This window comes from Clostridium acidisoli DSM 12555, from assembly GCF_900176305.1.
GTDB classification, from domain to species: Bacteria; Bacillota; Clostridia; order Clostridiales; family Clostridiaceae; genus Clostridium_I; species Clostridium_I acidisoli.
On record NZ_FWXH01000002.1, the window covers coordinates 706,404 to 718,621 of the forward strand.

Below are 12,218 nucleotides of genomic sequence, written 5' to 3' on the forward strand. Positions count from 1 at the left end.
TTTTAAATTCCTCCGTAATATAGATACATTGCCTAATTATTTAAGCTGATCATTTATTTTTTTTATAATTGCCTTATACTCTCTGATTACTTGCTTAAGTTCTTCTTCGTTACCTTCTGCATCATCATTTATATCAAATCTTAATTCCTCTATTCTACTATCAATCAAAGTAACAATTTTTTCTATTTCGTTTTTTTCTAAATCTAATTTCATATATATATCCCCCTTTACAATCCGTTATACTAATTATAACAAAAAAATCGTACAAATTATGTACGATTTTTTAATTTAAGCATATGAAATAAAATATACTAGCATACTGACTTTTTATTTTTTAATATGCCTTACTTAAAACCATGTTTTAATTTGTCTACAAAAGACTTCTTACCGTCTTCATTAGCCTCGCCACTTGCTTCCATAAATAAATGAAGTGCATCTCTTTGTTTCTCGTTAAGAGTTTTAGGAACATCTACAATTACTCTAACATATTGATCTCCTCTACCACTTCCATTTACTCTAGGAATTCCTTTTCCTTTAAGTCTAAATCTTGTTCCTGGCTGAGTTCCTTCTGGAACCGTATATTTAACATCACCATCAACTGTTGGTACTTTTATTTCAGTTCCAAGAGTAGCTTTTGCAAATGACAAATGAGTATCTATATACACATCAAAGCCTTCTCTTTTGAAAGTTTTGCTAGGTGTAACTCTTAAGTTTATATACAAGTCTCCTGCAGGTCCCCCATTTTTACCATGTTCACCATGTCCTCTAAGCGGAATTACATTACCTGTATCAACACCTGCTGGTATTTTAACTGTTATCTTTCTGTTCTTACGAACTTTTCCTGTTCCATGACAACTTCCACAAGGATCTGTTATTATTTTCCCTTTACCACCACATTTATCACAAGTAGTTTGCGTAACAAAACTTCCAAGTGGCGTATTTCTTTGAACTCTTATTTGTCCTGATCCATGACATTTATCACAAGTTTTTGGCGAAGTTCCTGCCTTGGCACCTGTTCCATTACATTTTTCACAATTTTCATTTCTTGTAATTGATATTTCCTTCTCAACTCCAAAAACTGCATCCTCAAAACTTAGAGTAATTGTGTACTCCATGTCATTTCCTCTTTCAGGACCATTTGGTCTCCTGCCGCCTTGACCTGAGAAACCACCTCCAAAGAAAGATCCAAATATATCACCAAGATCTGAAAAATCAAATCCATCTGCTCCACCAAAGCCGCCATAACCACCAGCGCCGCCACCATTAAAATCAGTAGTACCAAATTGATCATATTGTGCTTTTTTCTGAGGGTCTGTCAAAACTTGATAAGCTTCATTTATTTCTTTAAATTTTTCTTCAGCTTCTTTATCTCCTTGATTTTTGTCAGGATGATATTTTATAGCAAGTTTTCTAAAAGCTTTTTTTATTTCGTCATCACTAGCACCTTTTTGTAATCCTAGTACTTCGTAGTAATCTTTTTTTGCCATCCCATTCACCACCTACATTTGTATAAATTAATATATTTATAAATATACCTTATAACCTAAATTAAGGGAAGGGTACCTACCCATTCCCTTATACATTATACTTTGAAACAAATAAATTATCTACTATTATTATTTATCTGATGACTAGTATCCGTAATTTCTTAACGGCTACTAAGTCCCTAGATAATGATCTCTAACCTTCAACAAAATAATCTTGAAGCCAAGAGCTCTATTTATCCTCATCAACTTTGTAATCAGCATCAACTACATTGTCATCTTTAGGGCCTTCACCTGCTGCACTTTGAGCATTTGGATCTGCTCCTGGTGCACCTTGTGCTCCTGCTGCTTCATACATTTTTGAAGATACTGCATAAAATGCTTGAGTTAAATCTTCTGTTGCTTTTTTAATAGCTTCTATATCTTCGCCGTCTTTTATCTTTTTAAGTTCTTCAGCTTTAGTTTCAATGCTAGACTTATCTTCCGCAGATACTTTATCACCAAGATCTTTTAATGTCTTTTCTGTCTGATAAATTATTTGATCGGCATTATTTTTTACTTCGATTGATTCTTTTCTCTTTTTATCTTCTTCTGCATACTTCTCAGCTTCTTTAACAGCCTTATCTATTTCGTCATCACTAAGATTTGTTGATGCAGTAATTGTAATATTAGCTTCTTTCCCAGTACCCTTATCCTTAGCTGAAACATTTACTATACCGTTAGCATCTATATCAAATGTAACTTCAATTTGTGGAACTCCTCTTGGAGCTGGAGCTATTCCTGATAATGTGAATCTACCTAATGTCTTGTTATCAGAAGCCATTGGTCTTTCACCTTGAACTACATGTATTTCAACTGAAGTTTGACCATCAGCTGCAGTTGAGAATACTTGGCTCTTTCTTGTTGGAATTGTAGTATTTCTCTCGATTAAAGGAGTTGCTACATTACCATAAGTTTCAATTCCAAGTGTAAGTGGACTTACATCAAGAAGTAATACATCCTTAACATCACCAGTTAAAACACCTGCTTGTATAGCAGCACCAACTGCAACACACTCGTCTGGGTTAACTCCCTTTGAAGGATCTTTTCCTGTAAATTCTTTAACAGCATCTTGAACTGCTGGTATTCTTGTAGATCCACCAACAAGTAAAATTTTATCTATATCTCCAATTGTTAAACCTGCATCTTGAAGAGCTTTTTTCATAGGTTCAATTGTAGCTGCAACTAAATCATGAGTTAATTCGTTGAATTTTGCTCTTGTAAGAGTAAGATCAATATGCTTTGGACCTGTTTGATCAGCAGTTATAAATGGTAAGTTTATATTTGTTTGCATTGAAGATGATAACTCTATTTTAGCTTTTTCAGCAGCCTCTTTTAATCTTTGAAGTGCCATTTTATCATTTCTTAAATCAATTCCATTTTCTGATTTAAAAGTTTCTGCTATATAGTCCATTACTTTATTATCAAAGTCATCTCCACCAAGTTTTGTGTTACCATTTGTAGCTTTAACTTCGAATACACCATCACCAAGTTCAAGTATAGATACATCAAATGTACCACCACCAAGGTCGTAAACAAAAATCTTTTGATTAGTATCCATTTTGTCCATACCATAAGCAAGTGAAGCTGCTGTTGGTTCATTTATGATTCTTAATACTTCAAGTCCTGCTATCTTACCAGCATCTTTTGTAGCCTGTCTTTGGCTATCATTGAAATAAGCTGGAACTGTTATAACAGCTTGAGTAACAGTTTCTCCAAGGTATGCTTCAGCATCTGCTTTTAATTTTTGAAGAATGTATGCTGAAATTTCTTGTGGTGTATGCTCTTTTCCATCTATATTTACTTTATATCCAGTTCCCATATGTCTTTTTATTGAAATTATTGTCTTATCTGGATTCGTTATTGATTGTCTTTTTGCTACTTGACCAACTAATCTTTCTCCATCTTTTTGAAAAGATACAACTGATGGAGTTGTTCTTGCTCCCTCTGCATTAGCAATTACAACTGGATCTCCACCTTCCATAACTGCAACACATGAATTAGTTGTTCCTAAGTCAATACCTATTACTTTTGACATAATATAAAACCTCCTAATTTTCATTTCAAATTTATTTATAAATCTAGTATGAAGTTATCCTAATTTGCTACTCTAACCATACTATACCTAATAACTTTATCTTGTTTTTTATAACCTTTTTGTAATACTTCTACAATTGCACTTTCTCCATAACTTTCATCTTCTACATGCATAACTGCATTGTGAAGATTAGGATCAAATTCTCCAGTAGCATCTATTTCTTCTACACCTAACTTTTCTAATGAATCTTTGAATTGTCTAAGTGTCATCTCAATTCCCTTTTTAAGGTCATCTATATTTCCTTCAATTGCTACAGCTCTTTCCATATTGTCTAGAGCAGGTAAAACATTTTTTAATACATCTATACAGGCATCTGTATATATGCCTTCCTTTTCTTTAGAAGTTCTGTTTCTATAATTTTCATATTCAGCTGCTGTTCTAAGAAGTCTTTCTTTCACTGTATCCAATTCATTTTTTAATTTAGAATTTTCATCCTTAAGCTTATTTTTAATTAACTTCATTTCTTCAAGCTCCTTCTTAGAAGATGCTTCATCCTCTTCAATGTTTTCAAATTCTTCATCTTCAAGTTTTTCTTCATCTTCAAGAATTTCAGATGAGCTTTCATTTTCTTCACATTCTACATTTTCTTCTTTTAAAGTCTCTTCATTTTCATCTTTTTCATCTTTATTAATTTCGCTCATTTACTTCACCTCTAATCATCATCAAGATAAATCTTATTAATATTTTTGTTTAATTCATTTGTTAATTTTATTAATATAGAAACAACCTTAGAATATGGAATTCTGGTTGGACCTATTACACCAATTGTTCCAAGAGGCCTATCACCTAAACCATAAACAGCTGTTATGATACTGCACTCTTTTGCTTTTTCTAAATTATTCTCATTACCTATTATTATTGACATTTTAGCTTTACTACCTAATATACCTAACATATTATTGTCGTTATCTACAAATGACAATATATCTTTAACTTTCTCTATATCTTTAAATTCAGGATACTCCAATATATTGGTAGCTCCCTCAAAATAAACTCCTTCATCACTATCGCTTAAGCTTTCATATAAATGAGATATGATTGCATCAAAAATATCTTCATATCCATTTAAATCTTTTTTAAGATTATTTATAACTTCTAAATTAATCATACCAATAGATAAATTTTTAAGTCTCGAATTTAACAAATTGTTTATTCTATTAATTACTTCATTTCCTATTGGTTTTCTCATTCTAATTACATTATTTTTTATTATTCCACTGTCAGTTACAATTACAGATATAACATTAAAATCATCTATAGCTATTAGCTGTATTGATTTAATTTTACTTTCTTGTACTGATGGTGCTTTCACTACACTTATCAAATTTGTTAAGTTAGACAAAAGAATAGTGGCTTGACGCACTAGTTTATCAACTTCAAAAAGTGCATCTGTTAGAAGTTCATTTTTAATTATATATTCTTCTTCAGGTGATAACCTGTGTAACTGCATCATCTTGTCAACGTATAGTCTATAACCTTTATCTGATGGTTTTCTTCCAGATGAGCTATGAAGTTGCTCTATATATCCCATGTCCTCTAAATCTGCCATTTCATTTCTTATAGTAGCAGAACTTATACCAAGATCATATTTTTTTGCTATAGTTCTAGAACCTACTGGCTCAGCAGTACTTATATAATCATGTATTATAGCATGCAGAATTTTTAATTTTCTATCATCCATACTCACAGTTATCACCTCTTTATTAGCACTCAGTGTTATTGAGTGCTAATGATTATGTTTTAAAAATATCACTGTGTAATGTTTTTGTCAACTTTTCTCATAACGATGAATTACGTCTTATTTGCCTATTACACTAAATTATTTTTTATTTCCTATAGATTTCTTCATATTTCTGAGCATTGCTCTATATTTAAATTATAAAGTCACTCAATACATAATTTGATATCTCAATCCCCCTACTAGAGAGGTAAAGCCTGCCTTCACTTTCTATCAACAAATTATTTTCTTTATGTTTTTTTATTACTTCTCCGTATACAGAATATATATCTTTTTGAAACCTTTCTTCAAATTCTTTTATATATATTCCTCTAATTTTTCTAAGCCCTAAAAAAACAAACTCTTCCATATTGTCATTTAACGTGTTCTGTAAATTCTCTACAATTGCATTATTGCATTTTTTCATTTTTTCTATATATTTTTTCACATTTGGCTCATTTTTATACCTTTTACCCTTATAATAAGAATGCGAACTAGAGCCAATTCCAATATAATTTTCTAAATTCCAATATACCATGTTATGCTTACACTGGTATCCTTTTTTCGAAAAATTGGATATTTCATACTGATAATATGAATTTTCCTTTAACATTTTTTTTGCTGTTTCATACATTTCTATAATAGAATCTTCATCTGGAAGATCCTTGTCACTATACATTTTATAAAAAGCTGTACCTTCTTCTAAAATTAAACTATAACATGATAAGTGCTCTGGAGCTAACTTTATCAATTTTTCTAATGTTTCTTTCCACATTTTATTTGTCTGCCTAGGAAGTCCAAATATAACATCTATATTTATATTATTAAAACCTATGTCCCTTGCCATATTGTAACTATTAATAAAATCTTTATAATTATGAATTCTTCCTATTTTTTTAAGAAGCTCGTCTTGAGACGCTTGAAGACCTATACTAAGCCTGTTTACGCCCATGTTTTTTATAATTTTTAATTTTTCTTCAGTGAAAGTTCCTGGATTTCCTTCAATGGTAAACTCTTCACAATATTTAAGGTCAAGTTTTCCTATGCTTTCACCTAATCTCTTTAATGCTTTTGAATTTAAATAGGTGGGAGTTCCCCCACCTATAAATATAGTTTTTATTTTATTGTTTTTTATATTTTCAATTTCTTTGTCTAAAACTTCAATATAACTATCCATAAGGTTTTCCATACTACAAAATGAAGGAAAATCACAATAAAAACACTTTTGTTTGCAAAAAGGTATATGTATATATAATGCTATTTCTTCCATACAATTTACTCTCTTTTCTATGATTATTAATCCACCTTTAAAATTGACATAAATGCTTCTTGTGGTACTTCTACACTTCCAACTTGTCTCATTCGTTTCTTTCCTTCTTTTTGCTTTTCAAGTAACTTCTTCTTTCTACTTATATCACCGCCATAACATTTAGCAAGTACATCTTTTCTAAGTGCCTTGACAGTTTCTCTAGCTATAACCTTAGCTCCAATTGCAGCTTGGATTGGAATTTCAAACATTTGTCTTGGAATAATCTCTTTTAACTTTTCTGCTATTCCTCTTCCTTTATGATACGCACTTTCTTCTGGTACTATCATAGAAAGAGCATCTACAACATCTCCATTAAGTAATATATCAAGTTTAACAAGTTTTGTTCTAATATAACCATCTAGTTCATAATCAAAAGATGCATACCCTCTGCTCTTTGATTTCAGTACATCAAAAAAATCGTATATTATTTCATTTAAAGGAATTTTATAATTTAGCATAACTCTTGTAGTTTCAATATATTGCATATCTATAAAAATTCCTCTTCTATTTTGACAAAGTTCCATTATTGGACCTACATAATCTGATGGTGTAATTATAGAAGCTTTAACAACAGGCTCTTCCATAAAATTAATCTCAGAAGTTTCTGGAAGGTTTGTTGGGTTAGTTATCTCTAATAGGGTTCCATCAGTCTTAGTAACCTTATAAATAACAGATGGGGCTGTAGTTATAATGTCTAAATTAAATTCTCTTTCAACCCTCTCCTGCATAATTTCCATATGTAGAAGTCCCAAGAACCCACATCTAAATCCAAAACCTAAGGCAATAGATGTTTCAGGTTCAAAATTTAATGCCGCATCATTTACTTGAAGTTTTTCTAATGCATCTTTAAGTTCACCATATTTAGCTCCATCAACAGGATAAATACCACTGTATACCATAGGTATTGCTGGCCTATATCCAGGAAGTGCTTCTTTAGTAGGTCTTGTAGCTTCAGTAATTGTGTCTCCAACTCTAGCATCTCTTACATTTTTTATTGATGCTGTTACATAACCAACGTCTCCTGCTCTTAAATCCTTTGACGGATAAAATCCTGGTGAAAATATTCCAACCTCTGTAACATCGTATTCTTTTCCAGTAGCCATAAGTTTTATTTTTGTTCCTGGTTTCAAAACACCATCTATCACTCTTACATAACTAACAACACCCTTGTAGCTATCATAATACGAGTCAAATATTAAAGCCTTTAAAGGTTCATCTTCATCACCTGTTGGAGCAGGTATTTTTTCTATAACTGCCTCTAATACATCTTCAATATTAAGTCCTGTCTTTGCAGATATAAGTGGTGCATCACTGGCTTCTATACCAATTATGTCTTCAATTTCTGTTTTTATTTCCTCTGGCCTTGCACTTGGAAGATCTATTTTATTTATTACTGGTAGTACTTCAAGCCCATGATCTACTGCAAGATAACAGTTAGCTAATGTTTGTGCTTGTATACCTTGTGTTGCATCTACTACAAGTATTGCCCCTTCACAGGCCGCTAAACTTCTAGACACCTCATAGTTAAAGTCTACATGTCCTGGAGTATCTATTAAATTAAATATATATTCGTTACCATCTTTTCCATTGTATACAAGTGTTGCAGCTTGAGACTTTATAGTTATACCTCTTTCTCTTTCAAGCTCCATGTTATCTAACACTTGTTCTTCCATTTCTCTTTTAGTAAGCGTTCCCGTTTTTTCTAAAAGTCTATCTGCAAGTGTGGATTTACCGTGATCTATATGTGCAACTATACAAAAGTTTCTTATATACTTTTCTCTATTACTCTGCAAATTTTTAACCTCCTGTAAGCTATTATCAATTTATATCATTGATTTAAATGCTATTTATTCAAAACTCAATATTTAATACAATGATATCATATTTTAGTGTTATAGGGCACATGAAATGAATTAACATTTCACAAATATAGAAAGTTTTTAAATGTGCCTAAGTTCATCTGATAAATTATAACACAGTATATCTGTATGCTGTCAACATAAAGCGTTTATCCATTCGCTATCATCTGTAAACTATTATCTATTTTGATGATCCTTTAATAATGTCATCTATTTTTTCTTTATATTGGGATAATTTAATATCAATATTATTTTTTTTATTACTCACACTTTTTAAATTTTTAAATATCTCCATTGTGTTATTATTTATAAATTCTTGTTTTCCTGCTACTTGCTCTTTTAATGTTTTTATAATTTTACTATTTAAACAAAAGCTATAATTTTGAGTTTCAAATCTTAAATCAAATGGACTAAAATTAAACAATATCCTATATTTAGGCACATTTATTTTAAATACTAAATCATTATCATCTGATTTATATTCCTTTGGATGGTTAATTTTATCTTGAAGTTTATCGAGTTTTTGTTCCATATCATCTAAATCATATTTATTTATTCGGTTTCTATAACTTTGCTCCGAAGCTTTCATATGAATTTCATTACAATAAATTGTTCTATTGAGTTCAATATTACTTATACCTACTCCTAAAATAACGGAAATAATAAGTATTACAAAACATGTTCTACTAATTATTTTCTTCATAAAAAGTACACCCTCTCGTATGTATACGGAAAACTTCAGAATGTAATATGAATTTCATAATAGTGTGATATTGCGAAGTAAAGACTAAAGAATTTTATCATAGCTAAAGCTAGATAAAAAGATTAAAGAAAGCCTTCGGCTAGATGAAAGATTTGACGAAGCCAAGGCCGTCGAAGGTGAGAGAAGTTACTTACGTAACAGATAAAGGAAATTTTTCTTCCTACGTCAGAAAAATAATGAATTTAAATTTATATGTCTTAATATTTAGAGACAACTCTACAATATGTCTTAACCGTAGGTTTTGTTTTTTTAGGCGTAGCCTTTTGTATTTATATTATTGGTTAATAAATACTTATATGATAAACACCACGACCTTCGGTCAAAAATGAATGTCAATATACTTTAGATTATATATTTTAAGTTCAAAGATTTTTCGCATGCATATCGTAGAAAAATCATCATAGACCTTTTACTGCAAGCAAATTCTCTCACCATTAACGGCATTACCGTTAATTCTTCCATCTTGCCAATCTGGCAATCTTTCACCTTTTTACTCACGTAGTAGAGTAAAAATCTTTAATCAGGTACTTCGCAATTTCTTTCTATTACGTATTAATATTATTTTGAAATAATCCATACCTTATTATCTAAAGGATGTACTTTTTTATCTTTTTTATTCACTTTTTTCATTTATTTAAAGTTTCTGCCAATATTCGTGCAATATATTTTCCAGTAGCCTTTGCTTCATCCATAGTATTTACATCAGAACCAACTTCTAATAAAAAAGCATTATTGCTTTTTGCCTGATTAAAAAAATTTGTTCCATAATCATAATAATATATACCATTACAAATACCTGGAAAGTCTTTGTTTGAAACACTTATAATAGAATTTACAAGAGCAATGTTTTTATCATAATGTGGATTTTTCCTTGCCATTACAAACATAAATTTAGCAACGTTCTCATCATTGATTTTCATAGTAAGAGCACTTTTATCCGGACTAGAATCTCTATGTAGGTCTATTACCATTTTAAAATCTCCGTATTTTGAAAGGTATTTATCCACAGTTTCACCTGATCTCTCATAACTTTTTGTATAAGCTGCAACATTATGAATAGTAGTATCATGTATTACTGCAATACCATAGTTATTCTCTAGTTCATTTGCTACAACATCCCCTACTGCACATACATCTCTTGTTGGGTCCGTGTTGTCACTGCCATACGGGGAATAACTTTCTGTGGTATGTGAATGGTATATAAGCACTTCTGGTTTTGTAACATTTAAAGTCTTTTTTAATTTTGGGTCATAAACTTGAAAAACAGTATTTTGTGCATTTGAATTATTATTTATAATATCACTATTATTTGCATCCTTACTTATATCACTATCATTTAGATTAAAATTAGTCTCCTTCGATGAATTTTTATCATATGCTAGTGAAAGGTTGTCTTGTGAAAAGTATGGAATCTCCTTTTTTACTATTTTATCTGGTTCATTTAAATCAATGCCAATAATACTTAGAAACACACTTTTAACAGAAACTGTACTCTCTGCCATATCTTCTTCGTCAAAATTTAACACCTTAATAGCAGGTAATGTATAATTAACTAGTTGAATATAGAACATGTTTCCTTTTCTTTTAGATCCATTTGCCATTACTTGCTGATTTCTATGAATGTCAGAAAATATAAATATTATAAGAATCATGGCCATTATAAATAATGCACTTAAAAGTTTACCTTTTCCCTTGTATATTCTTTTATTACCCAAAATTTCATACCTCCTAAGAAGATGTTTTCTCTATAGAATGTATGAAAAACATTTTATGTTTATAACTAGATGATTTTTATAAATATTTTATCCATTCGCTAACATCCATGAACCTTTCACTTTATTGTATATACTTATTTATATCTTCTTTAGTTAAGGCTGGTTGGAGTGCTATATTTATTCCATTAGCTATAATTTTTGATAATGAATCTATTACTGCATCAACCTCTTTTGGTGTAACCATTAAGTCGCCAACAAATGGATTCAAAATTTCCTCTATCATTTTTTGTTTTTCACCTTTATTTATTGACTTTAACATGTCATAAAACTCTTTTCCTTTTTCAGCTGATTTTATCATTTCATCTAATACCATATCAATAGTATCATTAGCGATTGTAGCTGCATCCACTACAGTAGGAACTCCAATTGCAATAACTGGTATTCCAAGAGTTTTTTCACTTATTTCCATTCTTTTATTTCCAACTCCTGCTCCTGGAGATATACCTGTGGTTCCAATTTGTATTGTAGAATTAACTCTTTCAATTTTTCTTGAGGCAAGCGCATCTATGCATATAATTAGATTTGGTTTAATCTTATCCACTACACCTTTTATTATTTCACCTGTTTCCATTCCTGTAATACCAAGGACTCCTGGTGCTAATGAGCATACTGGTCTTATTCCTTCATCGATACTGTCTGGAATAAGTTTTTTTAAATGTCTTGTAATCATAATTTTATTAACTACTTTTGGGCCAAGTGCATCAGGTGTTACATTCCAATTTCCAAGTCCAACTACAAGTGCTGTCATACTTTCTTCAAGTTTAATCAATTTAGAAAGTTCCCCAGCTACTGCTTCACTTACCTCATCCATAATCTCTGCATCGTAATGAGTATATTGTGGCATATCGATAGTGATATAAGTTCCAATAGGTTTTTGCATGAGATGTTCGCCTTCGTCCGTTTGGATCTGTACATTAGTTATCTTAACTCTACCCAAACTACTATTCGAAACCTTTACTCCAGATATCTCTTTTTTGTTTTCCTTTTCATATATTTCCTTTGCTTCAACAGCCAAATCAGTTCTTACACTCATGAAATTCACCTCTAAAAATATTTTTTTAATTCGTCTTATACTAGTATTCTTTCTATTAATTTAAATGCTATTCTTTTTTGGTGTATTTACATAATTAATTAATTAATGCTTGTGGAATATATCCTTTAGTGATATAATACA

General features: G+C 30.6%; 12 protein-coding genes. 1 reads left to right on the top strand and 11 read right to left on the bottom strand.

The genetic code is table 11. The annotated features are described in order from the left end of the window. Window positions 1-36 precede the first annotated feature (36 nt). From B8978_RS19700 to B8978_RS03520, 8 genes are all read right to left on the bottom strand, one after another. Window positions 37-213, bottom strand: coding sequence for a hypothetical protein (locus tag B8978_RS19700; RefSeq protein ID WP_176212595.1), 177 nt, complete (start codon window positions 211-213; stop codon window positions 37-39). Window positions 214-344: 131 nt separating this feature from the next. Continuing rightward, window positions 345-1,487, bottom strand: a complete 1,143-nt coding sequence (gene dnaJ / locus B8978_RS03490; protein ID WP_084113884.1) for a molecular chaperone DnaJ — start codon at window positions 1,485-1,487, stop codon at window positions 345-347. 229 nt (window positions 1,488-1,716) lie between these two features. Beyond that, the gene (gene dnaK / locus B8978_RS03495; RefSeq protein ID WP_084113885.1) at window positions 1,717-3,561 is read right to left on the bottom strand and encodes a molecular chaperone DnaK; all 1,845 of its coding nucleotides are present in this window, start codon (window positions 3,559-3,561) and stop codon (window positions 1,717-1,719) included. Between the two features lie 59 nt (window positions 3,562-3,620). Continuing rightward, complete coding sequence (grpE, locus tag B8978_RS03500; protein WP_084113886.1) at window positions 3,621-4,262, bottom strand: nucleotide exchange factor GrpE; 642 nt, start codon at window positions 4,260-4,262, stop codon at window positions 3,621-3,623. 11 nt (window positions 4,263-4,273) lie between these two features. Next, window positions 4,274-5,308 (bottom strand): heat-inducible transcriptional repressor HrcA, encoded by a 1,035-nt coding sequence (gene hrcA, locus B8978_RS03505; RefSeq protein WP_084113887.1) that lies wholly within the window; start codon window positions 5,306-5,308, stop codon window positions 4,274-4,276. A gap of 184 nt (window positions 5,309-5,492) precedes the next feature. Continuing rightward, the gene (gene hemW, locus B8978_RS03510; RefSeq protein WP_084113888.1) at window positions 5,493-6,608 is read right to left on the bottom strand and encodes a radical SAM family heme chaperone HemW; all 1,116 of its coding nucleotides are present in this window, start codon (window positions 6,606-6,608) and stop codon (window positions 5,493-5,495) included. A gap of 26 nt (window positions 6,609-6,634) precedes the next feature. Next, window positions 6,635-8,440, bottom strand: a complete 1,806-nt coding sequence (gene lepA / locus B8978_RS03515; protein ID WP_084113889.1) for a translation elongation factor 4 — start codon at window positions 8,438-8,440, stop codon at window positions 6,635-6,637. Window positions 8,441-8,687: 247 nt separating this feature from the next. Next, the gene (locus tag B8978_RS03520) at window positions 8,688-9,209 is read right to left on the bottom strand and encodes a hypothetical protein (RefSeq protein WP_084113890.1); all 522 of its coding nucleotides are present in this window, start codon (window positions 9,207-9,209) and stop codon (window positions 8,688-8,690) included. 143 nt (window positions 9,210-9,352) lie between these two features. On the opposite strand from B8978_RS03520, the gene B8978_RS19435 reads away from it, so the two are divergent. Further along, complete coding sequence (locus B8978_RS19435) at window positions 9,353-9,598, top strand: hypothetical protein (protein ID WP_139795958.1); 246 nt, start codon at window positions 9,353-9,355, stop codon at window positions 9,596-9,598. A 13-nt stretch (window positions 9,599-9,611) separates the two neighbouring features. Here the strand turns inward: B8978_RS19435 and B8978_RS20055 are convergent, their stop codons facing one another. The 3 genes from B8978_RS20055 to gpr all read right to left on the bottom strand — a co-directional run bounded on the left by B8978_RS20055 (window position 9,612) and on the right by gpr (window position 12,077). After that, entirely contained in the window at window positions 9,612-9,755 is a 144-nt protein-coding gene (locus tag B8978_RS20055; RefSeq protein ID WP_207651866.1) for a hypothetical protein, read from the bottom strand. Window positions 9,756-9,895: 140 nt separating this feature from the next. After that, on the bottom strand, window positions 9,896-10,984 hold the full coding sequence (locus B8978_RS03525) for a stage II sporulation protein P (protein ID WP_242950469.1): 1,089 nt from the start codon (window positions 10,982-10,984) through the stop codon (window positions 9,896-9,898). Between the two features lie 121 nt (window positions 10,985-11,105). Further along, a complete protein-coding gene (gene gpr / locus B8978_RS03530) occupies window positions 11,106-12,077 on the bottom strand; it encodes a GPR endopeptidase (protein ID WP_084113891.1) in 972 nt (323 codons plus the stop codon). Window positions 12,078-12,218: the final 141 nt, after the last annotated feature.